21 protein-coding genes and 1 pseudogene are annotated in these 26,688 nt (G+C 71.5%); 7 read left to right on the top strand and 15 right to left on the bottom strand.

All coding sequences use genetic code 11. From position 1 onward, the window contains the following. Positions 1-22 precede the first annotated feature (22 nt). The 7 genes from NP777_RS33140 to NP777_RS33170 form a co-directional block, all read right to left on the bottom strand. Entirely contained in the window at positions 23-1,156 is a 1,134-nt protein-coding gene (locus NP777_RS33140) for an enolase C-terminal domain-like protein (RefSeq protein WP_256653863.1), read from the bottom strand. A 10-nt stretch (positions 1,157-1,166) separates the two neighbouring features. Continuing rightward, positions 1,167-4,298 carry an FAD-binding and (Fe-S)-binding domain-containing protein gene (locus NP777_RS33145; protein WP_256653864.1) on the bottom strand — a complete coding sequence of 1,044 codons (3,132 nt, stop codon included), beginning with the start codon at positions 4,296-4,298 and terminating at the stop codon, positions 1,167-1,169. Between the two features lie 18 nt (positions 4,299-4,316). Next, a complete protein-coding gene (locus NP777_RS33150; protein ID WP_256653865.1) occupies positions 4,317-6,119 on the bottom strand; it encodes a thiamine pyrophosphate-requiring protein in 1,803 nt (600 codons plus the stop codon). Positions 6,120-6,296: 177 nt separating this feature from the next. Continuing rightward, positions 6,297-7,058 (bottom strand): class I SAM-dependent methyltransferase, encoded by a 762-nt coding sequence (locus NP777_RS33155; protein WP_256653866.1) that lies wholly within the window; start codon positions 7,056-7,058, stop codon positions 6,297-6,299. A gap of 10 nt (positions 7,059-7,068) precedes the next feature. Continuing rightward, positions 7,069-7,917, bottom strand: a complete 849-nt coding sequence (locus tag NP777_RS33160) for a MerR family transcriptional regulator (protein WP_256653867.1) — start codon at positions 7,915-7,917, stop codon at positions 7,069-7,071. 24 nt (positions 7,918-7,941) lie between these two features. Next, a complete protein-coding gene (locus NP777_RS33165) occupies positions 7,942-8,757 on the bottom strand; it encodes an alpha/beta fold hydrolase (RefSeq protein WP_256653868.1) in 816 nt (271 codons plus the stop codon). A 66-nt stretch (positions 8,758-8,823) separates the two neighbouring features. After that, on the bottom strand, positions 8,824-11,142 hold the full coding sequence (locus NP777_RS33170; protein ID WP_256653869.1) for a WD40 repeat domain-containing serine/threonine protein kinase: 2,319 nt from the start codon (positions 11,140-11,142) through the stop codon (positions 8,824-8,826). 236 nt (positions 11,143-11,378) lie between these two features. On the opposite strand from NP777_RS33170, the gene NP777_RS33175 reads away from it, so the two are divergent. From NP777_RS33175 to NP777_RS33195, 5 genes are all read left to right on the top strand, one after another. Then, positions 11,379-12,038 (top strand): HemK2/MTQ2 family protein methyltransferase, encoded by a 660-nt coding sequence (locus tag NP777_RS33175; protein WP_256653870.1) that lies wholly within the window; start codon positions 11,379-11,381, stop codon positions 12,036-12,038. A 7-nt stretch (positions 12,039-12,045) separates the two neighbouring features. Continuing rightward, positions 12,046-12,246: a CDGSH iron-sulfur domain-containing protein gene (locus tag NP777_RS33180; protein WP_391858627.1), complete on the top strand. Its 201-nt coding sequence runs from the start codon at positions 12,046-12,048 to the stop codon at positions 12,244-12,246. A gap of 121 nt (positions 12,247-12,367) precedes the next feature. Beyond that, the gene (locus NP777_RS33185) at positions 12,368-13,363 is read left to right on the top strand and encodes a Ppx/GppA phosphatase family protein (protein ID WP_308405290.1); all 996 of its coding nucleotides are present in this window, start codon (positions 12,368-12,370) and stop codon (positions 13,361-13,363) included. A 258-nt stretch (positions 13,364-13,621) separates the two neighbouring features. After that, on the top strand, positions 13,622-14,539 hold the full coding sequence (locus NP777_RS33190) for a DMT family transporter (RefSeq protein ID WP_256653872.1): 918 nt from the start codon (positions 13,622-13,624) through the stop codon (positions 14,537-14,539). 96 nt (positions 14,540-14,635) lie between these two features. Beyond that, positions 14,636-16,981: a glycoside hydrolase family 65 protein gene (locus NP777_RS33195; RefSeq protein WP_256653873.1), complete on the top strand. Its 2,346-nt coding sequence runs from the start codon at positions 14,636-14,638 to the stop codon at positions 16,979-16,981. Between the two features lie 46 nt (positions 16,982-17,027). On the opposite strand, the gene NP777_RS33200 is transcribed toward NP777_RS33195, so the two are convergent. Next, a complete protein-coding gene (locus NP777_RS33200; RefSeq protein WP_256653874.1) occupies positions 17,028-17,717 on the bottom strand; it encodes a M24 family metallopeptidase in 690 nt (229 codons plus the stop codon). Between the two features lie 77 nt (positions 17,718-17,794). On the opposite strand from NP777_RS33200, the gene NP777_RS33205 reads away from it, so the two are divergent. Further along, positions 17,795-18,448 carry a pyridoxine/pyridoxamine 5'-phosphate oxidase gene (locus NP777_RS33205; protein WP_256653875.1) on the top strand — a complete coding sequence of 218 codons (654 nt, stop codon included), beginning with the start codon at positions 17,795-17,797 and terminating at the stop codon, positions 18,446-18,448. Positions 18,449-18,663: 215 nt separating this feature from the next. Here NP777_RS33205 and NP777_RS33210 read toward each other — a convergent pair whose 3' ends face one another. Both NP777_RS33210 and NP777_RS33215 read right to left on the bottom strand, forming a co-directional pair. Beyond that, positions 18,664-19,431, bottom strand: coding sequence for an alpha/beta fold hydrolase (locus tag NP777_RS33210; RefSeq protein WP_256653876.1), 768 nt, complete (start codon positions 19,429-19,431; stop codon positions 18,664-18,666). Next, complete coding sequence (locus NP777_RS33215; protein ID WP_256653877.1) at positions 19,431-19,808, bottom strand: DUF1330 domain-containing protein; 378 nt, start codon at positions 19,806-19,808, stop codon at positions 19,431-19,433. The genes NP777_RS33210 and NP777_RS33215 overlap by 1 nt, the downstream gene beginning before the upstream one ends. Positions 19,809-20,019: 211 nt before the next feature. On the opposite strand from NP777_RS33215, the gene NP777_RS33220 reads away from it, so the two are divergent. After that, positions 20,020-21,375: an alkaline phosphatase gene (locus tag NP777_RS33220; protein WP_256653878.1), complete on the top strand. Its 1,356-nt coding sequence runs from the start codon at positions 20,020-20,022 to the stop codon at positions 21,373-21,375. Between the two features lie 93 nt (positions 21,376-21,468). On the opposite strand, the gene NP777_RS48215 is transcribed toward NP777_RS33220, so the two are convergent. The 5 genes and pseudogenes from NP777_RS48215 to NP777_RS33240 form a co-directional block, all read right to left on the bottom strand. Next, positions 21,469-21,909: a sensor histidine kinase gene (locus NP777_RS48215; protein WP_308405291.1), complete on the bottom strand. Its 441-nt coding sequence runs from the start codon at positions 21,907-21,909 to the stop codon at positions 21,469-21,471. A 181-nt stretch (positions 21,910-22,090) separates the two neighbouring features. After that, positions 22,091-22,843: pseudogene (locus NP777_RS48220) on the bottom strand (HAMP domain-containing protein); the annotation flags it as partial. A gap of 92 nt (positions 22,844-22,935) precedes the next feature. Then, on the bottom strand, positions 22,936-23,736 hold the full coding sequence (locus NP777_RS33230) for a response regulator transcription factor (RefSeq protein ID WP_256653879.1): 801 nt from the start codon (positions 23,734-23,736) through the stop codon (positions 22,936-22,938). A gap of 94 nt (positions 23,737-23,830) precedes the next feature. Next, positions 23,831-24,247, bottom strand: a complete 417-nt coding sequence (locus NP777_RS33235; RefSeq protein WP_256653880.1) for a PepSY domain-containing protein — start codon at positions 24,245-24,247, stop codon at positions 23,831-23,833. Positions 24,248-24,506: 259 nt separating this feature from the next. Next, entirely contained in the window at positions 24,507-26,228 is a 1,722-nt protein-coding gene (locus NP777_RS33240) for a multicopper oxidase family protein (protein WP_256653881.1), read from the bottom strand. Positions 26,229-26,688 lie beyond the last annotated feature (460 nt).

Raw genomic sequence — 26,688 nt, forward strand, 5'->3', positions numbered from 1 at the left:
GCGTGCGGCGTCTGGCACGCATTCACGCCACCCGATACGGCCGTGCCCGCTCGCTGTTCAGCGTGAGCCCCAGGCCGGGCGCCCCGTCGTGGCCCGGGACGAGGCTGCCGCCGTCGGGTGCGAGGGCGCCGTCGAACAGCAGGCGCTCGATGCGCACATGGTCGTGGAACCACTCCAGGTGGCGCAGGTTGGGCACGGACCCGGCGGCGTGGGCGTGGGCGTGCGGGGCGCAGTGTCCGGAGATCTCGAGGCCCTGGCTGTGGGCGAGGGCGGCGGCGCGCAGCCAGACGGTGATGCCGCCGCAGCGGGTGACATCGGCCTGGAGGCAGTCCACGGCTCCGGCGGCGAGCATCCGCGCGAAGTACGGCAGGGTGTAGCCGTACTCACCGGCCGTGACCTCCATCGGGACGCGGTCACGGACGGTGGCGAGCGTGGCGAGGTGGTCGGCTGAGACGGGCTCCTCGAACCAGGTCACACCGTGTTCGGCGAGGGTGCCGGCCATGCGGATGGCCTGTTTGGCGTCGTAGCCGCCGTTGGCGTCCACGTACAGGGCGGTGGTGTCGCCGATGCTGGTACGGGCCTCGGCGACGCGTTTCCGGTCGCGTTCCTCGTACCGTCCCCAGGACTCGCCGATCTTGATTTTGACGCGGGGGATGCCCGCTTCCTCGGTCCAGCCGCGCAGTTGCCGGTCCTGGCGCTCGGCGTCGTACGTGGTGAAGCCGCCACTGCCGTACACGGGCACCTCGTCCCGCGCCCTGCCCAGGAGGTGGACCAGGGGCAGGTCGAGCAGGCGGGCCTTGCAGTCCCACAGGGCGATGTCCACGGCGGCGATGGCCTGGGCGGCCACGCCGGGCAGCCCGGCGTTGCGCACGGCGCGGTGCATGGCCTCGTTCGCGCGTGGTACGTCGAGGGCCGGGGTGCCGGTGACCACATCGGCCAGCAGATCGTCGATGAGCAGGGCCGTGGCGGCCGGGGCGTAGGTGTAGCCGAGTCCCGTGACCCGGCCGCACCGGACGGTGGTGAGGACGAGGGTGGTGCTGTCCCAGCCGAGGGTGGCGTCGGCCTCGGGGGCGTCGGTGGGCACCGTGTAGACGGCGCTGTCCACCCCGTCCACGACGTGCTCGCCCGCGCCTCCTGCCACGACGCGGCCCGTCACCACCGCGCGGTCACCTTCGCCCGCGGCGCGTGCGTCGCGAGGCGGCGCGGCCGACCCCCACCGCGGCCCCCGCCACGGCCGTCGCCGTGAGGGTGGCGGCACCGGCGGTGGTCGCCCAGCGGGCCGCGCGGGAGGGCGGGGCCGCGCGCTGGGCCAGGCGTTCGGGCCGCTCGCTCGGCAGGGTGGTGTCGAGGCCCAGGGCCAGCGCCTCGGCCAGGTGGAGGGCCCCGCGGCCGGTGTCGCCCTGCTCGATCTGGGTGCGGCAGCTGAAGCCGTCCGCGAGCAGCAGGCTGCCGGGGGCGGCCGCGCGCACGGCGGGCAGGACACCCTGTTCCGCGATGGCCATCGAGACCTCGTGGTGGCCGCGTTCGAAGCCGAAGTTTCCGGCCAGACCGCAGCAGCCCTCGTCCAGGACGTCGGTGACGAGGTGGGCGCGGCGCATGAGTTCGCGGTCCGCGTCGTCCTTCATGATGGCGTGCTGGTGGCAGTGGGTCTGGACGACGGCCTGCCGGGTGAGCGCGGGTGGCCGCCAGCCGTCGGGGGCGTGGTGGACGAGGTGTTCGGCGAAGGTGCGGAACTGTCCGGCCAGCCGCCCCACGTCCTGGTCGGCGGGCATCAGTTCGGGTGCGTCGGCCCGGAACACCGCGGTGCAGGAGGGTTCGAGGCCGATGACCGGGGTGCCCGCCTCGAGGTAGGGCCGCAGCACCCGCAGCGTGCGCCGCAGCACCTTCTTCGCCGTGGCCAGTTGCCCGGTGGAGATCCAGGTGAGACCGCAGCACACCGGCTCGGCCGGTACGGCGACCCGGAATCCGGCGTCCTCCAGCACCCGGACGGCCGAGATGGCGACCGCGGGGTGGAAGTAGGTGCTGAAGGTGTCGGGCCACACCACCACGGTCCGCGGATCGGCCGGGTCCGGCTCCTCGGTGGCGCGGGCGCGCCACCACTGGAGGAAGGACCGCGGTGCGAACACGGGCGCCTGGCGTGCGCCGTCCACACCGGCCAGCCGCTTGCCGAGACCGGCCACACCCGGCGCCCTGGCCACGGTGTTGACCAGCGAGGGCGCGATGCGGGACAGCCGGGCCCACACCGGCAGCCAGCCCATGGAGTAGTGCGCCGCCGGGCGCGGGCGGCCCGCGTGGTGATGGGCGAGGAACTCGGCCTTGAGCGTCGCCATGTCGACACCGGTCGGGCAGTCGGACTTACAGCCCTTGCACGCCAGGCACAGGTCCAGGGCGTCATGGACCTCGGTCGAGCGCCAGCCGTCGGTGACGGCGGAGTCCGGGTGGCCGTCGAGCATCTCGAACAGCAGCCGGGCCCGGCCGCGGGTGGAGTGTTCCTCCTCCTTGGTGGCCCGGTACGACGGGCACATCACGGCGCCGTGGTGGCCGCGGCAGTTGCCGATGCCGACACAGCGCATGACCGCGCGGGTGAAGGAGTGTTCGTCGTCGGGGTAGCCGAAGTGTGTGCCGGGGGTCGTCGGCCGCCACCCCGGGCCCAGGCGCAGCTGACCGTCGACCGGGTTCGGGCCGGTGGCCGTATCCGGGCCGGTGGCCGTATCCGGGCCGGTGGACTCGCCAGGGCTCGGGTTCGGGCCGGTGACCTTGCCGGGGTTCATCCGGTTCCCCGGGTCGAACACCGCCTTCACCTCGCCGAACGCGGTCACCAGGCGCTCGCCGAACATGCGGGTGAGCAGTTCGCCCCGCGCCTGGCCGTCCCCGTGCTCGCCGGACAGCGAGCCGCCGTACGAGACCACCAGGTCGGCGGCGCGTTCCAGGAAGCGGCGGAAGTCGGCCACGCCGTCGGCGGTCGTCATCCCGAACGGGATGCGGGTGTGCACACAGCCCTGCCCGAAGTGGCCGTACAGCGACGGATGGTCGTAGCCGAACTCCGCGAACAGGTCCTTCAGATCGCGCAGATAGTCCCCCAGGCGCTCGGGCGGGACGGCGGAGTCCTCCCAGCCCTCCCAGGTCTCCCGGTCGTCCGGCGGGCGCGCCGTCACCCCGAGTCCCGCCTCGCGGGCCCTGAGCATCCGCTGCTCGCGCCGGGGGTCGTCGGAGAAGGCCACCGTGGCGTCCTTCTCGTCCCGCCCCACCGAGCGCAGCAGCGCGTGTGCCTGCCCGTCGACGTCCTCCTGGGTGTCCCCGCTGAACTGCACCATCAGCCAACTGCCGCCCTCGGGGAGGGAGTTGAGGGATTCGAGGTACGCGTGCTCCTCGCGCATCAGCTGGGCCATCCGCCCGTCCAGGGCCTCCAGCTCCCCGGGGGTGCAGCGTTCCAGGATTCGGGGCACATCGTCGGCGGCGGCGCAGATGTCGTCGTAGCCGAGCACCAGCAGCGACTGGTACGGGGGTACGGGCACCAGGTCCACTTCGGCGCGTACCACCGTCACCAGGGTCCCCTCGCTGCCCACCAGGGCGCGGGCCACGTCGAAGCCGTTCTCCGGCAGCAGCGAGTCCAGGTTGTAGCCGGAGACCCGGCGCGGGATCTTCGGGTAGCCGCGCCGGATGTCCGCGAGGTACTCGCCGACGACGCGGTCCAGCCCGTCGTAGATCTCGGCCCGGCGGCCGCCCGCCGCGGCGATCCGCGCCCGCTCCGCCCTGGACGTCGGCCCCACCCACATGCGCACGCCGTCGTAGGTGAGGACCTCCAGGCGGCGCACGTTGTCCACGGTCTTGCCATACGCCTGCGCCGAGGCTCCGCACGAGTTGTTGCCGATCATTCCGCCCAGCGCGCAGTGGCTGTGGGTGGACGGCTTCGGCCCGAACTGCAGCCCGTGGTCGGCGAGTTGACGGTTGAGCTCGTCCAGCACCAGCCCCGGCTCCACCACACAGGTGCGCGCCTCGGGATCCACCGAGACCAGGGCGTGGCAGTACTTGCTCCAGTCGATCACCACGGCGGTGTTCGTGGACTGACCGGCCAGGCTGGTGCCGCCACCCCGCGACAGCACCGGCGCGCCGAAGCGGGCGCACACCTCCACCGCCCGCGCCCCGGCCTCCACACCGCGCGGGACGACGACGCCGATGGGCACCTGGCGGTAGTTGGAGCCGTCCGTGGCGTACGCGCCCCGGCTGCCCGCGTCAAACCTGACCTCGGCGTCCACCTCCGCACGCAGCGCCCCCTCAAGCCCGCTCGAGGTACGCATGCCGCACTTCCCCTTCCGTCAGGCGTGCCCGCGTCCCGGCAGGCGCTCGGCGTACTGGGCCACCTTCTGCCGGATGCCCCGGTGGGCGATCCCGGCCAGCTCGGGGTCGTGCAGCGCGGCCTTCACGGTCTTCTTCGCCATGGGGACCATGAGATGGGGCGGGATCGGGGCGATCTCCTGGTCGACCAGGAACTCCAGGACGACCGGCCGGTCACTGGCCAGCGCCTCGTCCCAGGCCCTGCCGACCTTCTTCGGGGACTCGCAGCGGATCCCCCGCAGCCCCAGCAGCTCGGCGTACGCCCCGTAGGGGATGTCGGGGATGACCTGGGAGGCGGGGTACTTCGGGTCCCCGGCCATGGCGCGCTGCTCCCAGGTCACCTGGTTGAGGTCCTGGTTGTTGAAGACGCAGAAGACGAGTGGCGGGCCGCCCGCCAGCCGGTCCAGATAGCGCTTGACGGTGATCATCTCGTTCATGCCGTTCATCTGGAAGGCACCGTCCCCCACGAAGGCGATCACCGGGCGGGTGGGATGCGCGAAGCGCGCCGCGATCGCGTACGGCACCCCGGGCCCCATGGTGGCCAGGGTGCCGGACAGCGAGGCGTCCATCCCGTCGCGCAGCTTCAGATGGCGCGCCCACCAGTTGGTGGCCGACCCGGAGTCGGCGGTGAGGATCGCCCGGTCCGGCAGCCGCGAGGAGAGCTCGGCGGCCACCGACTGGGGGTTGATGGTGTCCCCGAAGTGCTGGCCGGCCCAGGTGTCGCAGATGGTGAGCCACTCCCGCACATCCTTCTCGACCTTCTTCCGCCAGCTCCGCTTCTCCTTGCGCCGCAGCAGCGGCAGGAGCGCCTTGAGGGTCTCCTTCGCGTCGCCCACCAGATGGGCGTCCATGGGGTAGCGCATACCGATCATGCGGCCGTCGATGTCGATCTCGACGCCTCGGGCCTGCCCCTCGTCGGGCAGCCACTCGGAATACGGGAAGCTGGTGCCGATCAGGAAGAGGGTGTCGCACTCCTTGATCATCTTGTCGCTGGCGGTGCTGCCCAGCAGACCGATCGGCCCGGTCACATAGGGCAGGTCGTCGGGGAGGACATCCCGGCCCAGCAGCGCCTTGGCCACCCCGGCGCCCAGCAGCTCCGCCACTCCGACCACCTCGCCCGCGGCGTCGGCCGCGCCCTGGCCGACGAGGATGGCGACCCGCTCGCCCTCGTTGAGGACATCGGCGGCACGGCGGAGCTCATCGGGGTCGGGCAGCACGCGGGGGCGGCTCCAGCCCACGCTGGAGAACACCGAGCCGTGTGCTTTGGGCGGGGAGGGCTGGGCGTCCTCCTCCTGGATGTCGTTGGGGATCACGATGGTCGCCACGCCGCGGGTGGTCAGCGCGGTCTTGAAGGCGCGGTCGATGACATGCCGCGCCTGGCCGGGGTGGGTGACCATCTCGCAGTACTCGCACACGTCCGCGAAGAGCCGGTCCAAGTGGATTTCCTGCTGGTAGCGGGTGCCGAGGCTGAGCCGCTTCTGCTGGCCCACGATGGCCACCACCGGCTGGTGGTCCAGCTTGGCGTCGTAGAGGCCGTTGAGCAGATGGACGGCGCCGGGGCCCGAGGTGGCGGCGCAGACTCCGACCTCGCCGGTGAACTTGGCGTGGCCGCAGGCCATGAACGCGGCCATCTCCTCGTGCCGGACCTGGATGAACTCGGGGTCGCCGGCGGCGCGGTCGAACGCCCCGAGCAGACCGTTGATCCCGTCCCCTGGATAGCCGAAGACCCGCGCCACCCCCCACTCCCGCAGCCGAGTCAGCACGAAATCCGATACCTGAGCCACGGCACCTCCTCGGTAGTGCTGCCCGAAGGCAGTGCTGCACGACGCACGTCACAGGAGTAGCCGTCGACCGGGCCGGTAAACGTGGCGGGCACGGGTCGCGGCGGGCCGGGGCACCCGGGTGCCGGTCAGGGCCGGGGCACCCGGGTGCCGGTCAGGGCCGGGGCACCCGGGTGCCGGTCAGGGCCGGGCGGCCACCAGGAGGTCCACCAGATAGGTCTCCTCCACCCTCTCGTCGGGGAAGAGCTCGCGCAGCCGGTCGCGCTCGTCGGCGAGAAACGCCTGGGTGCCGGACTCGCCGAGGACGAGGAACGCCGAGTGACTGGTGACGTTGGCCAGGTGGGTGTCGAGGGAGACCACGCGGCTCCAGCGCACATGGCGGCGGGTGACACGGAGACCGGAGAGGCCCGCGAGCCGGGCGGCGCGGCTGTCGTCCGGACCCACATGAGGGGTCGACGTCACACCGGAGTGGGCCGCGACGCGCTCGGCCTGGGCGGCGATCCACGGCACGTCGAAGGCGGTGGTGTTCCACCAGACCGCCAGCGCGCCACCCGGGCGCAGCACCCGCAGCGCCTCCGGAACGGACCGGCCGGTGTCGGTCCAGTGCCAGGACTGCGCATACGTGATCAGGTCGCGGGAGGCGTCGGCGAGCGGCAGGGCGTTGCCGTCGCCCCGCACGATCGGCACGTCCGGAAGCGTCCGGCGGAGCTGGGCCGCCATGCCCGCGCCCGGCTCGACGGCGATCACCTCGGCGCCGCGCTCACGCAGCAGGGCGGTGGCGATTCCGGTGCCCGCGCCGACATCGGCGACGCGTGCGCCCGCGAGGGGGCGTCCGGCGAGCTCCTCGACGGCGTCGAAGAGCGCGGGCGGGTAGGAGGGGCGGTTCGCGGCGTACTGGGCGGCGGCCGCGTTGAACGAATGGGCACGCGAGGTGGCGGTCATGCGCCCATCCTCACCCGTTCGGCCCCATCTGCCGAGGCCCCATCCGCCGAGGCCCCCGTTTCTGCTCAGCCCCCCGTGGTCCGGCCGCATCCGGGGCGACGCGCCCGACCTTGGTCCAGCCGGTCCAGCCCCGCTGCCCCAGCAGCTCGATCAGCCGGCGGGCCGACGGCATGGCGTCGAACGCGAGGGCGTCCATCACCCTGACCAGCGGTGGCTCGATCTCGGCGTCGTCGATGTAGTCCTCGCCCCGCTCCTCGGCCATCCCGGTGAGGTAGGCGGCCAGCTCGTCGGCCAGCCCGTCCAGCCGTGGATCGTCGTCGGCGCGGTCGAGCGCCTGGCCCAGGGTGCGGTAGAAGCCGATGAACCGCGGGTCGGCGATCTGCTCCCGCTTGCGCGCCATCCACTCCGGGACCCGCTCGGGTGCGTGCGCGGCCAGCGGGATCCAGCCGTCGCGCTCCACTTGGACGATCCGCTCGTCGACCCCGAGCGCCCGCAGCCGGTCGAGAAACTCCACCACCTCCGGGGACAGCGCCAGGCTGTCCCCGGAGGCGAGGCGGGCGATCCGCGCGCGGTGCCGCTGCCGCTCCCGGATCTCCGCCCGCAGCCGCTGGTCGATCTCCGCGACCGCCGCGGCGAACTCCTCCTCACCGGCCCGGAGCAGCTCCCGTACGCGCGCCAGCGGAACCCCGGCCTCGGCGAGGGTCCGGATCCTGATCAGCTCGACGACTGCGTCGGCGCCGTACCGCCGATAGCCGGAGTGGTCCCGCTCCGGCTCGGGCAGCAGCCCCTTGGCGTGGTAGTGCCGCACCGCGCGCACCGTCACTCCGGCGTACGACGCCAGCTCACCGATGGTCAGCATCGGATCATTTCTCCTGGATGTCGCTTATGAAGCCGTCTCGTCGGCCGGGGGGTGTGCGCGGCGGATGATCTCCGAGATCTCCCTGGCGTGGGTGAACACCAGCCGGTGGCCGGTGTCGAGCCAGGTCGCGGAGGTGTCCGGCCGCTCATGCACAAGCCGGTCGACGCCCGCGCGCCAGAGCCGGTTGTGCCGGGGCGCACGCCCCTCGGTGCCGTCGCCCGCGATCGCGGCCGACATGATCATGTGGATCGGCCGGTCGATCTTCCGGTACCGGTCCAGGATTCCGGCCCGCACCACATCCATCTCGAGCTGTAGATCGAGGATGTCCCGGGCGCTGAGCGACACCTGCCGCGCGGTGCCCCTGGCCCGCTCGATCTCCCGCCACATGGCCGGGTCCTCCGCCATCGCGCGGAACTCCGGCAGGTCGGCGTCGGTGATGAACGGTTCGGGCAGCGGGTTCGCCCCGTCGATGAGGACGAGCCCGGCGACCGCGTCGGGGCACTCGGAGGCGTAGTGCACGGCCAGATCCGCGCCCAGCGAGTAGCCCACGAGTACGGGCGGCGAGGGGAGGTGAAGGCGTCCCGGCCCCACCAGCACGGCGAAGAGATCGCTCCGGAACGCGTCGAAGGAGTACCGGTCGGCGGCGGAGGCGAGGCCATGGCCCCGGAGGTCGAAGGTCACCACGTCGTGGTCGCGCCGCAGAAGCTCGATCAGCTCGCGCAGATCGGCCTGGGTGGAGTTGAGGCCGGGGCACAGGACCAGTGGCCGTCCCCGGCCGCCGCGGGACACCGGGATCGTGACGCCGTCGTGGTGGACGGTGAAGTGGCGCGTCGTCGTCATGCCGGCCATGCTGCGAGGTTGCCCCTGCGTCAGGGTCAACCGCCGCGGGGCGACCCCGGACAGGCCCTAGCGCGCCCGGTACGGGTTCTTCCACAGGTACACCCTGCGGTGCTTGCTGTCGTTGCCCACGATGAGCCGGCCGTCCTGGCTGAAGGCCACGTCCTGGATCACGTTGGCCGCCCCCTTCTCGCTGGTCGACAGGAAGGCGCGCGGTTTGCGGGTGGCCACGTTCCACAGCAGCAGTCCGTATTCGGAGGGGATGGCGAGCGTCCTGCCGTCCGGGCTGAACGCCAGGTGGTTGACCTCCGATGCGATGAGGGAGTCGCTGAGGGTGGCTCGCTGACGGCCGGTCTTCGCGTCCCACAGCCGCACCTTGCGGTCGTAGCTGCCGGTGGCGAGCGTCCTGCCGTCCGGGCTGAAGGCCAGGCTCAGGACTCCTTGCGCGGGGGAGATGGTGACGCGTGGATCGCCCTGGCCGTAAGGTTCCGGATCGCGGTGTACCACGTCCCACAGCCGCACCGAGTGTTTCGGGGTGAGGTTGCTGCCGGAGTCGTCGCCCGCGGAGGCCAGCGTCCGGCCGTCCGGGCTGAAGGCCACGCCCGTGACATCGGCCTCCTGGTCGAAGTAGGCGAGCATCTTGTCCTTGCGGCTGTTGGTGTCGAACAGGAACACCGGGCCGGACTGACTGCCGGTGGCGAACAGCTTGCCATCCGGGCTGAAGGCCACCTTTTCGCCGGCATCGACCGTGGTGCCGAGGAAGCGAATCTGCCGGTGCTCGGCCACGTCCCACATGGTCAGCCAGCCGGTCGTATTGGTGGCGGCGAGGAGCTTGCCGTCGGGGCTGAACGCCACTTCGCGGTTCGCGAACCCCTTATTGCCGACGCTGTCGCGCTGGGTGAAGGTGGCTCCCGGCTTGCGGTCGGCGACATTCCACAGCCGCACCTCGCCCTCGTCGTTGCCGGTGGCGAGCGTCTTGCCGTCCGGGCTGATCGCCAGCCCCTCGGCCGTCCTGGACTTGCCGGTGGGGCCGAGGGAGGACGTGGGCCCGATCGTGCGGTAGGGGAGGCTGGGCCCGCGGTCGGGGGAAGAGCCGGGGAGGTAGACGGCGATCAGGACGACGGCGAGGACGAGGATCCCGACCCCGCTGAGCAGGACGGGCAGCCCCGGCGCGGGTGTGGTGAGCGGGTCCGGGACCGGCGGGTTCGGCGAGGTGTCCGGGCCCGGTGGGGTCGCGGGACCGCCGGGAGCGGCGCCCCGGTCCGGGTCGTGCGCGGCAGGGGCGGACGGCGGCGGTACGGGGGCGGCGGGCCCGGATCCGCGCGGCGGCGGTGATGTGCGGGTCTCGGCGTCGGGCGAGCCGGGAGCGCTGGGCGGGCCGGGGGCGTGGAGCGGGCCGGGGGCGCTGGGCGGGCCGGGTGTCGCGCGCTCGGGCCCTGACGGCGACACCACGGTGCGGGTGTGGGCGTCGGCGACGGCGTCGGCGACTCCCGTCGTGTCGGCCCGGCCGCACTGCTCGATGACCTGGGCCGGGGTCGGCCGCCGCGCCGGGTCCTTCTCCAGGCAGCGGGCGGCGATGGCCCGGAGGGGCTCGGGGCAGCCGTCGAGGTCGGGATCCTGCTCCAGGATGCGGTAGATGACGCTGTGGTCGGAGCCGCCGCCGAAGGCGAGCCGTCCGGTGGCCGCGAAACTGGCGATCACACCGAGGGCGAACACATCACCGGCTTCGGTGACGTCCTGCCCCCTGATGTATTCGGGCGCCATATAGGCGGGCGTTCCGGTGCGCATCCCGGTGGCGGTCACCGCGGTGACATCCGCGGCTCGGGCGATGCCGAAGTCGATGACCTTGGGTCCCTCGGCGGTGAGGATGATGTTGGAGGGCTTCAGATCACGGTGGATCACATCGGCGGCGTGGATGGACTGCAGGGCCTCGGCCACCCTGGCGATCAGCCCCAGCGCCGCGTCGGCCGGCAGCGGCCCGCTCTCGGCGACCGCGTGCTGGAGGGACGGTCCGGGCACGTACGCCGTGGCCAGCCAGGGCTCCTCGGCCCGCAGATCCGCGTCCACCACCGGCACCGTGTACAGACCCTGGACCCGCCGGGCCGCGGCCACTTCCTGCTCGAAGCGCTTACGGAACGACGCGTCGCCCGCGTATTCGCGGTGCACGACCTTGACCGCCACCGCGCTGCCGGCCGGCGTACGCGCCAGGTAGACGCGGCCCATTCCCCCCGCGCCCAGCACCGCCTCCAGCCGGTACGGACCGGCCGTGGCGGGATCGGCGGCCCCCAAGGGGCGGTGTGGTGGCGGAGTTGTCGGCCACCCCGGTTGCCGCCCCACCCCAACGGGTGGAACCGCCAAGCGACCACGGTCATGGTCCGGTCGGGACATGCTCCCCGTCACCCCGTCTCTCGCCGTTCGAGCGAGCGACAGCGTAAACGAACCCACCAACCCCCCAACAGCTCTCCCCCTGGAGGAGAAGCGACACGAAGACCGGTGGGCCGTGATGCTCGAGGACGCGGGCACCCCGCGCTTCGACGACTTCGGGCCGGACGCCGGACCGCAGGGCGTACCAGCGCATCACATCCCACGCGCACGTCACGGCCCGTCGGGGGTACTCGCCGCTGATGATGTTCAAGACGCCTCCAGGTGTGTACGCCCCGCAGGACGACACATGGCTGCTGTCCGAGGCCCTGCTGCGGGAGGACATCACGGCCGAGACGGCGGTGCTGGACGTGGGGACCGGCAGCGGGGCCCTGGCCCTCGCCGCGGCCGGGCGCGGCGCGGCCCAGGTGACCGCGGTCGATGTCTCGCCGCTCGCCGTGGGCGCCACATGGCTGCGGGCCCGCCTCAAAGGGCTGCCGGTGCGTGTCCTCCAGGGCGATCTGCTGACACCGGTCGCCGACCGCAGGTTCGATCTCATCGTGGCCAATCCGCCGTATGTGCCGGTGGCGGGGCGGCGGAGCCGCCGGGGCCGTGGCGTGGCCTGGCGGGCCGGTGCGGACGGGCGGGCGGTGGTCGACCGGATCTGCCGCGACGCGCCACCGCTGCTGCGCCCCGGCGGGGTGCTGCTCCTGGTGCACTCGGGGCTGTGCGGCCCGGATCGTACGGTGGAACGGTTGGAGTCGGCGGGGGCGGGACTGCGGGCGGCCGTGGCCGACCGCCGCACGATCCCCTTCGGGCCGGTGCTGCGCGAGCAGGCCCCCTGGCTGGCGGCCCATGGGCTGATCGCCCCGGGCGAGACGAAGGAAGAGCTGGTGGTGATCCGTGCCGAACGACAGGTGTGATCAGGCGGTGAGCGTGCGGTTGGGGACCGACGGCCCGATGCTGATCGAGGGACCGGTCGAGGTCACCCTGCCCGATGGCAGCGTGGTGCGCTCCGACCGCTTCATGGCGGCCGTGTGTCTGTGCGGCCGCAGCGCACGCTATCCGTGGTGCGACACCAGCCACCGCCGCAGGCCGCCGAGGCCACGGCGCGGAGCGGGCCCGGAGTAGCGGCGGGGCGGGCCGGCGGCGGGCCCGGCGGAGCGGAACGCCGCGGATCCCCGGACGGCAAGCGATCATCCGACGTCTGGAACATGTCAGGCCAGGGCACTCATCACGGATGCGTTGTGGAGTGCTCGACATCGGATCCCGTACCGTCCATCTCAAGATCGCCGACCTGTTCCCCGGTAGCCCTCCGGAGCCGGTGAGCTCGTGGAAACAGCCGGTCCGCGTGGCCGACGCGACCGATCGCCAGGGGGTGATCCCGCGCGCGGCCATCCGGTCCCTGGTCGGTGCCGTCACCGCGAGTGCCGCGGCCGCGTCCGCCCACCGCGTCGACCGCCTGATCCCCTTCGCCACCTCCGCGGTGCGGGACGCGACCAACCGGGACGCGGTGCTCGACGAGATCGAGGCCGCCACCGGTATCCGCGTGGGTTACATGAGCGGCGTGGAGGAGGCACGGCTGACGTTCCGGGCGGTACGCGGCTGGCTCGGCTGGTCGGCGGGGCGGATACTGCTCCTGGACATCGGTGGCGGCTCCCTGGAGATCGCCTGCGGAAGCGGCACGGACCCCGCTCTCGCGATCTCCCTGCCGCTGGGAGCCGACCGGCTCACCCGCCACCATCTGCCCGATGCCACGCCGGTGCGGAAGCGGGACGTCAAGGCGCTGCGCCGGCACGTACGCTCCGCCCTCGGCCAGGCCACCGCCGAACTGCGCGCCCAGCCGACGCCCCTCACCTGCGTCGCCACGTCCAGGACGTTCGCGCAACTGGCCCGCCTCGCCGGAACCCCGCGGCCCGGCAACGGTCTGCCCGCGGCCGACAGTCTCAGCCGTAAGGAACTGGTGCCCTGGGTGTCACGGCTGGCGGTCAGGACGGACGGGCAGCGGGCGAAGCTGCGTGGCATCTCCGCCTCCAGGGCGCATCAATGTCTGGCCGGTGCCATCGTCGCGGAGGCCGCCATGGAGGTCATGGCGGTGAAACGACTCACCATCTGCCCATGGGCCTTGCGCGAGGGCATTCTGCTCGACCATCTCTCCCGTCTCGACGGCGGATATCCGGAGTTCATGACCGCCAATGGGTCCTCCTATGACCGGACGAAATTCCCGGCACTCAGCCCGCGCTCGTAACGGACGTCGCCGCCGGCCTCCGGGACGCCGGGGCCGCGTGATCTGACTCAGCGCGGCTACGGCGCCCGGCCTCCGCCGGTTGTCGGCGGAGGCCGGGCGCCCCGTGCGATCCCGGGCGATCCCAGGCGCTCCCAGGCGCTCCCGCGCGATCCCAGGCGCTCCCGCGCGATCCCGGGCGCTCCCCCGGAAGGCGTAGCCTGGCCGAAGGTCCGAGGGAGCGCACCGTGACGAAGAAGCGCGAGCCCGGGAGTGGTGCCCATGGCGTTGATTCTGCTGTCGATCATGTTTGCTCTGCTCGCGGCCGGCAGCAACGCACTCGGAACGGTGTTGCAGCGGCGCGCGGCGCTCACCGTTCCCGCGTCACGGTCATTGCGCCTCGGGCTGATCCGCGACCTCATGCACACTCCCGTTTGGTTCGGCGGAATGCTCGGCGTCATCTTCGCCGCCCTCTTTCAAGCGCTCGCCCTGGCCACCGGATCACTCGCCGCCGTACAGCCCATTTTCATTCTCGAGCTCCCCCTCGCCCTGGTGATCGGCGGAATGGTCTTTCATGTCGGACTGTCGCGGAGGGCATGGCTCTGTGTGGCCTGCGTCGTCGCCGGACTGGCTCTGGTCCTCCTCTCGCTGGCTCCCACCGGAGGGCGCGATCAGGTGCCCGGGATCTGGTGGCCGCCCGCGCTCGCGGTCACCGGCGGGATCGGTGCCGCCCTCGTGCTCACCGGTCTGCGGCGCCCCGCCGGTCTGATGCGGGCGGCCTCCCTCGCGGCGGCCGCGGCCGTGGGAAACGCCGTCACCGCGGCATTGGTCAAGTCGGCCATGAACATCCTCTCCGCCCGGGGCGCCGTGGCCTTCTTCACCGCCTGGCAGACGTACAGCTTCGCGGCCATTGGCGCCTTCTCGCTGTTCCTGCTCGGCGTGGCCATGCAAGGGGGCCCGCTCATCGGCTCGCAGCCCGCGTTGACACTGGGCGACGCCTCGGTGAGCTTCTGTCTCGGTGTGACGCTCTACGGGGAGCAGCCCCGCACCGGATTCTGGCTCGTACCGGCGCTGATGGGACTGGGTGTGCTGCTCTACGGGATCTTCGGGCTGTCGCACACCCGCTGCCTCGCCCAGTGCCTCGACCGGAGCCGGGATGAGGTCGATGCCATGGGACAGCCCGCCACGGCGCGCGGGTGATATCGCCGATAGAATCGCCAATACGGCGAAGTGGGGCATCCTGGACACAACGCGCGGTGTGGCATCGGACCTCTACGAGCTGCTGGAGGGTCACAAGTGATCAGCCACCATGCCTATGCCGTCGAGCCGTGGTGTCTGCGCGAGACCGAGCTCAACCTGGACGTACTGGCCCAGAGCGAATCCGTCTTCTCGGTGTCCAACGGGCATGTCGGCTGGCGCGGCAACCTCGACGAGGGCGAGCCGCACGCCCTGCCCGGCAGCTATCTCAACGGTGTGCACGAGCAGCATCCGCTGCCGTACGCGGAGGGCGGTTACGGCTTCCCAGAGTCCGGCCAGACGGTCATCAACGTGACCAACGGCAAGATCATCCGGCTGCTGGTCGACGACGAACCGTTCGACCTGCGCTACGGCCGGTTGCGCTCCCATGAGCGGGTGCTCGATCTGCGTACCGGACTACTACACCGCGTCTGCGAGTGGACCTCGCCGGTCGGCAAGACGGTCCGGGTGCGCTCCACCAGGATGATCTCCTTCAGCCAGCGCGCCATCGCCGCGATCGCCTACGAGGTGGAGCCGCTGGACGACCGGACGAACGTGGTCGTGCAGTCGGAACTCGTCGCCAATGAGCAACTGCCCACCCTCGGCGGCGATCCCCGGGTCGGCGCCGCCTTGGAGTCATGCCTGCAGCCCGAGGAGAACTTCGCGCTCGACCTGCGGCTGCGCCTGGTGCACCGTACGGCGGCGAGCGGGCAGCGGGTCGCGGCCGCGGCCGACCATGTGGTGCGGGGCCCCGGATCCACCCGTACCTCCGGCGAGAGCGCCGATGACGTGGGCCGCGTGACCGTCACCGCCGTGCTCGACCCCGGTGAGCGGCTGCGCATCGAGAAGTTCGTCGCGTACGGCTGGTCCGGATTCCGCTCGCTCCCGGCCGTCCGGGACCAGGTCGAGGCGGCGCTCAGCGGTGCGCGTAACACCGGCTGGCAGGGGCTGGTCGATCAGCAGCGCGAGTTCCTCGACGGCTTCTGGCACCACTCCGACATCGAGGTCGACGGCGACGCGGAGATCCAGCAGGCCGCGCGGTTCGCCCTGTTCCACGTCCTGCAAGCGGGCACCCGGGCCGAACAGCGGGCGATCCCGGCCAAGGGCCTGACCGGCTCCGGCTACGACGGACACGCCTTCTGGGACACCGAGGCGTTCGTGCTGCCCCTGCTCACCTACGCCTCGCCGAACTGCGTCGCCGAGGCCCTGCACTGGCGGCGGAACACCCTGCCCGCGGCGCGGGAGCGCGCCCGGCAGCTCGGACTGCGCGGCGCGGCCTTCCCATGGCGCACGATCGACGGCGCGGAGTGCTCCGGATACTGGCCGGCCGGGACCGCGGCCTTCCACATCAACGCGGACATCGCCGCGGCCGCCGTGCGCTACGTCCGGGCCAGCGGCGACACCGACTTCGAGCGGCGGACCGGGGTGGAACTGCTGGTGGAGACGGCCCGGCTGTGGCACTCGCTCGGCCATCACGACTCCGGGGGCCGCTTCCACCTCGACGGCGTCACCGGCCCCGACGAATACAGCGCGCTCGCGAACGACAACACGTACACCAACCTCATGGCGCGGGCGAATCTGCGAGCCGCCGCCGACGTGGCCGAGCGCCACATCACGGAGGCCGCGGCGCTGGGTGTCGACGAGGCGGAGACCGCCGCATGGCGTGATGCCGCCAGGGCGATGTCCGTGCCGTACGTCGACGCGCTGGGCCTCCATGAGCAGTCGGCGGGCTACACCGGGCTCGACGTATGGGACTTCAAGGCCACACCACCCGAGCGCTATCCCCTGATGCTCCACTTCCCGTACTTCGACCTGTACCGGAAGCAGGTGGTCAAACAGGCGGACCTGGTGCTGGCGATGTTCCTGTGCGGCGATGCCTTCGAACCCGACGAGAAGGCGCGGAACTTCGCCTACTACGAGCCGCTGACCGTCCGGGACTCCTCACTGTCGGCCTGTGTGCAGTGTGTGATGGCCGCCGAGGTGGGCCATCTGCGCCTGGCCTACGACTACTTGGGCGAGGCCGCGCTGATGGACCTGGCGGACCTGGAGAGGAACACCCGCGACGGCCTGCACATCGCCTCCCTCGCGGGCACCTGGATCGGCCTGGTCGCCGGCTTCGGCGGCCTGCGCGACCACGGGGACGTCCTGTACTTCGCGCCGCGGCTGCCCGAGAGCCTCCACCGGCTGGCCTTCTCACTGCGGGTCCGGCAGAGCTGTCTGCGGGTCGACATCACGGGTCAGCAGGTCACGTACCTGCTGAGGCAGGGCGACCCCATCCGGATCAGCCACGGCGGCGAGCTCCTCACCCTCTCCGAGAACGCCCCGCTGACCCGCCCCCTCGACCCGCCCACCGCCCTCCCCGAGCCCGCCCAGCCGCCGGGCCGGCGACCGGCGCGACGCCGCTGAGGTACGTCGTCGCGGCGCCGAGTTCGCACTCGCCACCGGGGACCGATCACAAGGTGAGCAGTTCCTCGTGGAACCCGCCGAACCCCCGCCGCCGGTCGACGAGGTGGACCTCCAGGATCCAGTGGCAGCGGCGCCCGGTCCGGTCGGTGCGCCGCAGCGGTGTGCCGTTGCCGGGCGTGATGTACGACTCCACGTCCGCACCGTCGATCGTCTCGTGCGGGAACTCCCCGACCAGGTGCCCCGCGTGCCAGCCGCCCAGCTCCCAGCCGGCCTCGGCGGCCAGACGGCCGACCTCGGTGTGCAGCCGCTCACCGGTGATCTCCGGGTCGCCCTCGAAGATGCTCTTCCCGGCGGCGAACACCCTGGGCAGATCGTCCCGCAGCCGGTGCTTGACCGGGTCGTCGCCGAGGACGAACGTCCTTCCGAAGTCGGCCTCGTACTCTTCGAAGATCGGCCCGAAGTCGGCGAACGCGATGTCGTCCGCACCGATCACCCGGTCCGGCGGATTCTCCCGGTACGGCATGAGGGTGTTCGGCCCCGAGCGCACGATCCGCTTGTGCCAGTGCCGGGTCGTGCCGAACATCTCGTTCGCCAGGTCCCGGATCCGGTCGCTGACCGCCCGCTCCCCCTCCCCGGGCGCCACCAGCCCGCGCTCCTCGATCTCCGCGAAGAGCCGGGTGGCCTTCGCCTGGGCATCCACCAATCGCGCCGCGCGGGTGCGTTCGTCATCCGCCATGGAGCCGAACGTAGCCATCTGGATCACTTCCGGCAACGCGGTGCTCGCGGGTAGGGTCCTGGCATGTGAACGAGGCGATGCGCACCAGACTCCGGTCGATTCCGGTCTTCGCGAACGTACGGCCCACCGAGTTCCGTGAGACGGGCCTCCCGGACAACCCTCTGCCGGTGATCGCGGAGTGGATTCTCGCGGCGGACGCGGCGGGGCAGCCGGAGCCGCACGCCATGAGTCTGTGCACGGTCGGCGCGTCGGGTGTGCCGTCGAGCCGGGTCCTGATCGTCAAGGACATCGACGACGACCGTCTGTACTTCGCGACACCGGCCGACAGCCGCAAGGGCCGCGAGATCGCGGCGAACGCGAACGTGTCGGCGCACTTCTACTGGCCGGCCGTCGGACGCCAGGTGCGGATCGTGGGCACCGCGGCGGGTCTGGACCGGGCCGCCTCGGAGTCCGACTTCGCCGACCGCGGCCGCGCGTCCCGCCTCGCCGCCCATCTGCACCGCCAGGGCCCGCTCGCCGACCGGCCCAGCGCACTGGCCGAGTTCGACCGTCTCGGCACGGCCCATCCGGACGACGTGCCGTGCCCGCCGAGCTGGACGCTGTACGCCATCTCCCCCACCGAGGTGGAGTTCTGGGAGGCGAGCGCCGACCGGGTGCACCACCGGGTGGCATACCGCAGGGACACCGGCGCAGGCTCGGGCGCCTGGCGCCATGAGCTGATGTGGCCCTGAGCCGCCACCGCGTGAGCCGCCCTTCGTTCTGCCCCGGAGGTGAGGCGGCCGCCACGCCCCCTCCCCCGGCCCATCGGCGGGATCGGCATGGGCGGGGGCGGCACCCTCGGGTGTACGGCAGCACCCTCGGGTGTACGGCGGCACCCTCGGGTGGGTGGCAGCACCCTCGGGTGGGTGGCAGCACCCTCGGGTGTACGGCAGCACCCCACCCGCGGCTACCCGCGGTCCAGTGACGCCCAGAAGCGGGTGAGAACCTCGGCGCCACGGCGCGGGTCGTGCGTCATCCACCAGTGGCCCAGCCCGTCGAGGACCTCCACCCGGGCACCGGCCCGGCGCGCACCGCGGCGTCGCTGCTCGACGGTCCCGACCACGTGGTCCTCGGTGGCGAGCAACACGAGCCCCGGCCGCTGGGCCGCGTTCTCCAGGTCCCGGCCGAGTTCGTTCATCACCGATCGTGTGGCGGAGGTGTAGAGCGCGATCACGGCCCGGCCCATCGCCTCGTTCTGGCCCTCGGCGACCCGCTCGGCCACCGCCTCGCCCATCCCCCGCTCGACGAGCGTGGCGATCCGCCGCTCGAGGGGCGCGCCGAAGCGTTCGGCCACATCGGCCTCGCCGACCCCCGGTGTCTGCCATCGCCGGGCCAGCTCATGCCAGACGTGTTCGGGATCGTAGACCCCGATCGTGTCGCTGGCCCAGCTGCGCACGAGGTCCGGACGGCTCATCACCGCGTTGAGGACGTGTCCGCCGCCCCAGTCGTGGCCCACCAGGTCGACGGGCTCGGCGAAGCGTGTCAACTCGCCGATCAGCCAGTCGCGATACTCCCGTACGGTCGCCCCGAACCCGTCCGGCAGCGGTGCCCCGAACCCGGGCGGGGACAGCCGGACCAGATCGTCCGGAGCCGTACCGGCGGCCTCCAGTTCGGCGATCAGGAGATCCCAGACGGCCGCCGTCTCGGGGTTGCCGTGCACGAAGACCGCGGGCATCAGGCCACCCCGCCCTGGAGCGGCACGGTGGGCTGCAGGACCGATTCCACCAGCGCCTCGGCACGGAGATGGGCCGCCGCCCGGTAGTCGGGGTCACGGGCCATGTCGACGAACGCCCGGCGGCTGGGGTAGCGCACCAGGAGCACCGTGTCCCACGCCTGCCCGTCCTCGGCGACCAGGGCGCGACCGCCGTCCCCCAGGTACTCCACCCGCAGTCCGTACCGATCGTGGATCTTCGAACCCAGCGCCTCGCTGTAGCGCTGGTAGCTCTCGCGGCCACCGTCCGGACGGAACCGCAGCAGGTTCAGCATCACCACGGGGCCGCCGGGGTCCTCGGCCAGCAGCGTGTCGAGGGCCCGCTCATCCATCTCGATCATCAAAACCTCCTTCAGGATGAGGAGCAGCCTATAAACTTGTTGGGTGACACGCAAGTTAATTGGGGCCGACCGAGCCGGAGCATCCGCCGTCCGCGCCATGCAGTGGAAATAAAAACGGGGCCAAGGCTTTCCCATCGGTTCACCAATGACTGATGGTTTGGGGTCCGTTGGCATCAACACCTGTCTCCTGACCCTTCAAGGAGTTGCTCCCATGCACAGACCCTCCCGTCGTCACCTCACCCTCGCCACGGCCACCCTCGTCGCCGCTGCCGCCGTGGCCGCCACCACCTCCGCCGGCGCCTTCGACAGCAAGGAGCAGGCCCGGAGCGCCATCAAGGGCGGGAAGGCGAAGAACGTCATCCTGCTGATCGGCGATGGCATGGGTGACTCGGAGATGACGCTGGCCCGTGACTACACCGTCGGGGCCGACGGCCGGCTGAACCTGGACAAGTTCCCGCTCACCGGCGCCTACACCACCTACGCGGTCCACGCCGACGGCACCCCGGACTACGTCACCGACTCCGCTGCCAGCGGCACCGGCTGGGCGACCGGCCGCAAGACCGTCAACGGACGCATCTCCAAGACGCCGGGCACCGACAAGGCGGTCCCGACGATCCTGGAGCTCGCGCAGAAGAACGGGTACGCCACCGGCAGCGTCACCACCTCCGAGCTCACCGACGCCACCCCCGCGGTGCTCGCCTCCCACGCCACCGACCGTTCCTGCCAGGGCCCGGCCGACATGGCCAAGTGCCCCACCGACACGATCGCCGCGGGCGGCCCCGGCTCGATCGCCGAACAGTCCGTGAACCACAAGGTCGACGTCCTCCTCGGCGGCGGCAAGGCGCGGTTCGACCAGAAGGTCACCGACGGCACGTTCAAGGGCATGACCGTCACCGAGCAGGCGCGGAAGCTCGGCTACCAGGTCGTCACCGACGACGCGGGCATGAAGAGCGCCAAGCCCGGCAAGCCCGTGCTGGGCCTGTTCGCCTCCGGCAACGTTCCGGTGGAATGGACCGGCAAGGCGGCCGCGGTCGGCGGTACGGCCCCTCAGCGGTGTGCGACCTCCAACTCCGGCCGCCCGGCGGGCACGCCGAGCCTGGCCGACTCCGCCACCAAGGCGATCCAGCTGCTCGAGGCCAAGCAGAAGCACTCCAAGAACGGCTTCTTCCTGCAGGTCGAGGGCGCCTCCATCGACAAGCAGGACCACGCGGCCGACCCGTGCGGCCAGATCGGCGAGACCGCCGCCTTCGACCGCGCGGTGAAGGTGGCCCGCGACTACGCCGCCAAGCACCCCGACACCCTCGTGGTCACCACCGCCGACCACGGCCACACCAGCCAGATCGTGCCGCTGGAGGCCACCCCGCCCGGTCTGTCCTCCACCCTCGTCACCGATGAGGGCCAGCAGCTCAAGGTCAACTACTCCACCAACACCCCGGGTCAGTCCCAGGAGCACACCGGCACCCAGGTGCGCATCGCCGCCCAGGGGCCCGAGGCGTACCGCGTCCTCGGCGTGACCGACCAGACCGACCTGTTCACCACCGTCCGCGAGGCCCTGCGCCTGCGCTGACCGCATACGCCGAGGAGGGGATGCCCGCCACGACCTCCCCTCCTCGGCACTCCCGGCATACGCCGCGGCCCTCGCCCGCCGGCTCCGGGGATTTCAGCCCATCCACGCGGGTGGCGTGGCATCGTGCCGGGCGCGGGCGGCGGCGTACGGGCGGCGGGCGGATGGTGGGCGGCGGGGGTCCGCGGGTTCGAGACGGACGACGGCGTCCAGGCCGCCGCCGGGCGCGGCGTCCAGGGTGATGTCGCCGCCGCCGGCGCGGGTGAGCTGCTGGACTATGGGCAGCCCCAGTCCGGTGCCGTCGTGATGGGCGTCCGCGGCGCGCCAGAAGCGGTCGAACGCGCGTCGCCGTTCGCTCTCGCTCATGCCGGGTCCCTGGTCGATCACATGCAGTGCGACGTTCGCCGGGACGCGGGGATCCTCGCCCACCGGGGTTTTCGTGAGGGTGATGACGGATCCGGGGGGGTGAGATCCGCAGTGCGTTGGAGAGCAGGTTGTCGATGATCTGTTCCAGGGCGCCGGGGATCGCCCACACATGGCCGATGCCAGGGCCGGAGACCGCGATGTCGACGAGGTGTTCGGCGGCGAAGGCGGTCCACATGGCCGCTCGGTCGGCGACGACGGTGTCCAGGTCGGTGGGTTCGGGGGTGGTGGCGGAGCTCTCCAGCCGGGCGAGGGCGAGCAGACCGTGCACCATGCGGCCGAGCCGTTCCACTTCGCCCACGGCCTCGTCGAGGCTGCCCTGGGCGCGGGGGTCGAGGTAGGGCTCGAAGTTCTCCAGTCGCAGACGCAGCGAGGTCAGTGGCGTCTTCAGCTGATGGGACGCCTCGGAGGCGAACGCCTCCTGGGCGCGCAGCAGATGTTGCAGACGGGAGGCGGTGTGGGTGAAGGAGGAAGCGAGCTGCCGGAGCTCGGGCGGGCCGAGGTCGGTGGCGGGCGGATCCTTGAGGGTGCCGTCGGCGAGTTGGGTGGTGGCACGTTCCAGGGCCCGGACGGGGCGGGTGATCCAGCGGGCGAGGGCGAAGGCGATCAGGGCGCCCGCGGCCAGGACGCCGACCCCGACGGCGGCCAGCACCAGCCAGGCGTCACGGATCTTCTGTTCGACCGCGGCCAGGGGGTAGGTGACGCGTACCACACAGCGGACGGTGGTTCCGGAACTTCCCGGCATGGTGGCGGAGAAGGCTTCCCCGTCCAGTACGGGATCCCGGCGGGTGCCAGAGGTGGATCGGTTGCGCAGTGCCCGCGCGATGTCCGGTTCGGCGGAGAGGTCCGCGCCGGTGGGGGCGGCGTCGCGAGAGTCCGTCAGCACCCTTCCGGTGCGGTCCACGACGACCACATGGCTGTCGGTCCTGCGTGCGAAGTTCGCCGCCAACCGGGGTACGTCGGAGGCGGCGTCCTCTTCGACGTTCTCCTCCAGCACCTCGGCGAGCATCACCGCGCCCTGCCGGCCGGTGTTGGAGAAGCGGGACATCCGCTCGCTGGCGTACACATAGCCGAACGGCACTTCGAGGCAGAGCAGCACCAGCAGGATCAGGCTGAGGTAGCTGAGGAGGAGGCGGTGTGTCACCGGGCCTCTCCCCGGCTCTCCGGTGAGGTGGCCCCGGGCGCTTCAGGGGGCGGGGTGAGGCGGTAGCCGACGCCACGGATGTTGTCGATCCAGGAGGAGTCGCCGAGTTTGCGGCGCACCCCGGCGACGTGCACGTCGAGGGTCTTGGTGGGGCCGAAGAAGTTGGCTTCCCACACGGTGTCGAGGATCTGCTGGCGGGAGTAGACCGCGCCCGGATCCTCGGCGAGGTAGGCAAGCAGGTCGAACTCCTTGGGGGCGAGTGCGACGGACGTCTGGTGAAGGGTCACCTGGCGGGCCCGGCGGTCGATGGTCAGCGGCCCCAGGTGCTGGAGCCCGGCGGCATGTCCGGAGGCGAATCCGCCCACCGGGTCCGGTGCGGTCCGGTTGACGCCCGGGGCGGCCTGGCCGACGCCCGGGGCGGTGGCCTGACCGACGCCCGGGGTGGTGGGCCGGGCGCGCCGGGTGACGGCCCGGATGCGGGCGACCAACTCCCGTACGCCGAAGGGCTTGGAGAGGTAGTCGTCCGCACCGAGTTCCAGGCCGAGCACGCGGTCGACCTCGTCGCTCCGGGCGGTGATCATGATGATCGGAACCTGGGAGCGGAGTCTGAGGGCCCGGCAGACGTCGATGCCGTCCATGTCGGGGAGCCCCAGGTCCAGCAGCACCATCTCCGCTTCGGCGGCGGCCAGGCCGTCGGCGCCGGTACGGGCGTGGTCCACGGTGAACCCGAAGCGGTTCAGCCCCTCCACCACCGGTCCGGCCACCCGGTCGTCGTCCTCGATGAGCAAGACACGCATGTCGACAGGGTCACAGACCTCAGATCCGCCGGGTGGCGAAATCACCAGAACCACTCAAGGGTTGATGAGAGCGATAAAGGCTTCCCGCGGGTGGTCAGCCTTCGTTTTCCTCGGTGCCCTCCTCCTTGGTCTTGACGACCCTGAAGCTCTTGTCGAGATAGACCTCTATCGAGGTACCGTCGCCCTTCTTCACCTCGACCGCGTACAGACCGGGGTTCTCCTGGTCCTCTTCCGACTTCAGGACGGTGCCGGGGTGCGCGGCCAGCGCCGCCTTCTCGGCCTTGGACTTGATCTCCCCGGTCAGGGGTGGCTCCACCTTTCCGTCGTCGTCACCACCCGCTGCCTCGCCAGCCGCGGCACCTCCCTCGGCCGCGCCGCCCCCGGCCGGGGCGGACGCTTCGGCCGCCGTGTCCTTCGCATCGTCCTTCGAGTCCGAGCCGCCGCAGGCGGAGAGCGAGAGTACGAGAGCGATGGCCGGGACGGCGGCAAGCGCGCGGATCTTGGCGTTCATAGGAGTCCTCCAGGGAAATGGAACGGCCACTGCCGATCGGCGAACGGACCGCCGGGTTTTGGCGTCCGCGAATGCCAAAACCCTAGAACCGCGCACTACAACGCATAGCCAGTGTGGTGACAGCGTGGAGTAAGGGCTCCGATAAGAATTCTCAGCGCCTGCCGTCGGTTCGTTTACTCCGGAAACCTTGGGCTCTCCCGCCGACGCCCGCGGTGCGAGACCGTGGGCGTCGGCGGGATGGATCCCGGCCGAGCCGCGCTCAGGTGACCTGGTAGTTTCGCATCATCTCGTTGTCCTCGTGTTCGATGATGTGGCAGTGCCAGACGTAGAGCCCCCGCTTGTCGAACAGCGCCTTGATCCGGGTGACCTGGCCAGGCGCCATCCGCACGGTGTCCTTCGGGCCCTGCTCGGTGGGGTCGGGCGGCTGGGCCTGACCGACCTGGATGTTCGTCAGCGCACCGGTCCGCGGGTCCTGGTCCGCGGTGAAGGGCGCCCGGTCCAGCACCTGGAACCGCACCAGATGCAGGTGGATCGGGTGGGTGTCGGGGGTGGTGTTGAAGACTTCCCAGATCTCCGCCGTGTTCAGCGCGGGGTCCTCCGTGATCGGGTCCGACCAGGCCAGCGCGCCCTGCTCCACGGTGCCCAGCAGCGGACGGGGCCGTCCGAAGCTGTCGGTTTCTTCGAGCAGCAACAGCTGGCGGGTGCGCGTCGGCGGCTTGTCGACCGTGAACGGCGCCTTGCGCAGGGGGCTCGGCAGCTGCGGCTCGGGCACCTTCTGGTCCAGGGGCAGGCCGACCCGCAGCTGAAGGATCTCGTTGGCGGGCGGGGCGACCGGGGTCCCGTCGGGGAAAGGTGTCGGGGCGTCGTTGGTGAGTGTGAACTGTGACCCCCGCAGGCCGCGGAAGTCCGCGACCAGATCCACCCGCTCCCCCGGAGAGATCACCAGCGGTGCGTCCAGGAGGAGCGGCTGGTACAGGAAGCCGTCTTCGGTGCCGATCTGGGTGACGGGGAAGGGCCACCTCCCGTCGACGGAGAGCCGGTAGAAGCGTGAGTTCGAACCGTTGAGCAGGCGCAGCCGGTACTGGCGGGGCTCCACGTCCAGATAGGGCCATGCCTTTCCGTTGACGAGGATGACCTGGCCGAAGAACTCGGGCTGGACGGAGGGCCCACCGGGCCAGTCGGGGGAATCGGCGGGGACGTCCGGGTAGGCGAGAAGGCCGTCCGGATAGAACATCCGGTCCTGGATGACCAGCTCGATCTCGTACGGCCCGCTGGGCAGCTCATGGTCCTCGATGAGCGAGAGCTCATGACGGTCGCGCAGGAAGTAGAAGCCGGCCAGCCCCGCGTAGACGTTGAGCCGGGTGATGCCCAGTGTGTGGTCGTGGTACCACAAGGTGGCGGCTTCCTGGGTGTTCCCGTAGGTGAACCGCGTTCCCGCGAAGCGCGGACCCTGGGTGCCGGTGACGGTGTACCAGGCGTCGGGGTGGCCGTCGCTCTGGGGTTCGGTGTGTCCGCCGTGCAGGTGCACCACGGACGGCACACCGTTCTCCGCGATGGTGTAGTCGGTGTGCTGAAAGGCCCAGTGGATCGTGGTGTCCACCGGCAGCAGATGACGGAAGGGCAGGTCGTTGACCCACCGCACATGGACCGGCTGGTCCTTGAGCGCCACGAAGGTCGGGCCGGGATAGCTCACGGACACCCCGGGGTCGCGTTGGCGTCCGCTCTGCCCGAAGCCCCAGACGGGGGTGACGAGCCCCAGTCCGCCGCCGAGCAGGTCCTGGGTGACCGGGCTCGCCCGCAGGGTCCGGGTGCCGCCTGCCGTCACGTCGATGCGCGAAGGTCGCGGCAGCGCGTTCACGAAGCGCGGGATGGCATGCGGATCAGCGATCGGGTTGAGGTACAGCGGGTCCATGACAGGCGGAAGCGTCTGCCGCGGGGCGGCCTGGGCCGCCGTGGCCGCGTCGAGGCCCCGAAGGAGCACGGCGCTCCCCACGGCCGAACCGGCTTGGATGAAGCGTCTTCTGTCCACTTCTCCCCTTTGTTCGAGGTTTGGGATCACTGGACACATATCACAAGAAATGGCACGAAACGGATAACTGCCCGCGCGGATTGACCGCAAGGGGAATGTGGACGCGGCGACGAACGGACCCTGAGCCTCATCGGAGTGCGCCGGCGCGAATCGCCGACCGGTGATGAGCGCGCTGCCCGCACCTTCCCGGGCACGGCCCGGACTTCCATCCGGCGGGCATGCGGCGGGTATGCGGACGAACCTCGCCCCCCTGCACCGCGACGCCGCGGGCGCGACCCCGGCAGGACAGGAGCGCTCTTGGAAATTGGGCAGAGAGACGGCCGGTCGCAAGGCAGCCAGACGGATATCGGTACAGCATCACCCCGCCCCGATCTTGGCGGCCACCCGGTACAGTATCGCTGCTGATGGGGCT

This window comes from Streptomyces rugosispiralis, from assembly GCF_024505145.1.
Classification (GTDB): Bacteria; Actinomycetota; Actinomycetes; order Streptomycetales; family Streptomycetaceae; genus Streptomyces; species Streptomyces rugosispiralis.

What these genes read in the sequence shown, in the direction of transcription:
- NP777_RS33235 (WP_256653880.1), bottom strand. Translation starts at nt 24,247, where the DNA reads ATGAACGCCAAGATCCGCGCGCTTGCCGCCGTCCCGGCCATCGCTCTC.
- NP777_RS33145 (WP_256653864.1), bottom strand. Translation starts at nt 4,298, where the DNA reads ATGCGTACCTCGAGCGGGCTTGAGGGGGCGCTGCGTGCGGAGGTGGAC.
- NP777_RS33175 (WP_256653870.1), top strand. Translation starts at nt 11,379, where the DNA reads ATGATGTTCAAGACGCCTCCAGGTGTGTACGCCCCGCAGGACGACACA.
- NP777_RS33155 (WP_256653866.1), bottom strand. Translation starts at nt 7,058, where the DNA reads ATGACCGCCACCTCGCGTGCCCATTCGTTCAACGCGGCCGCCGCCCAG.
- NP777_RS33220 (WP_256653878.1), top strand. Translation starts at nt 20,020, where the DNA reads ATGCACAGACCCTCCCGTCGTCACCTCACCCTCGCCACGGCCACCCTC.
- NP777_RS33205 (WP_256653875.1), top strand. Translation starts at nt 17,795, where the DNA reads ATGCGCACCAGACTCCGGTCGATTCCGGTCTTCGCGAACGTACGGCCC.
- NP777_RS33160 (WP_256653867.1), bottom strand. Translation starts at nt 7,917, where the DNA reads ATGCTGACCATCGGTGAGCTGGCGTCGTACGCCGGAGTGACGGTGCGC.
- NP777_RS33200 (WP_256653874.1), bottom strand. Translation starts at nt 17,717, where the DNA reads ATGGCGGATGACGAACGCACCCGCGCGGCGCGATTGGTGGATGCCCAG.
- NP777_RS33165 (WP_256653868.1), bottom strand. Translation starts at nt 8,757, where the DNA reads ATGACGACGACGCGCCACTTCACCGTCCACCACGACGGCGTCACGATC.
- NP777_RS33215 (WP_256653877.1), bottom strand. Translation starts at nt 19,808, where the DNA reads ATGATCGAGATGGATGAGCGGGCCCTCGACACGCTGCTGGCCGAGGAC.
- NP777_RS33230 (WP_256653879.1), bottom strand. Translation starts at nt 23,736, where the DNA reads ATGCGTGTCTTGCTCATCGAGGACGACGACCGGGTGGCCGGACCGGTG.
- NP777_RS33170 (WP_256653869.1), bottom strand. Translation starts at nt 11,142, where the DNA reads ATGTCCCGACCGGACCATGACCGTGGTCGCTTGGCGGTTCCACCCGTT.
- NP777_RS33190 (WP_256653872.1), top strand. Translation starts at nt 13,622, where the DNA reads ATGGCGTTGATTCTGCTGTCGATCATGTTTGCTCTGCTCGCGGCCGGC.
- NP777_RS48215 (WP_308405291.1), bottom strand. Translation starts at nt 21,909, where the DNA reads ATGTGTGGGCGATCCCCGGCGCCCTGGAACAGATCATCGACAACCTGC.
- NP777_RS33210 (WP_256653876.1), bottom strand. Translation starts at nt 19,431, where the DNA reads ATGCCCGCGGTCTTCGTGCACGGCAACCCCGAGACGGCGGCCGTCTGG.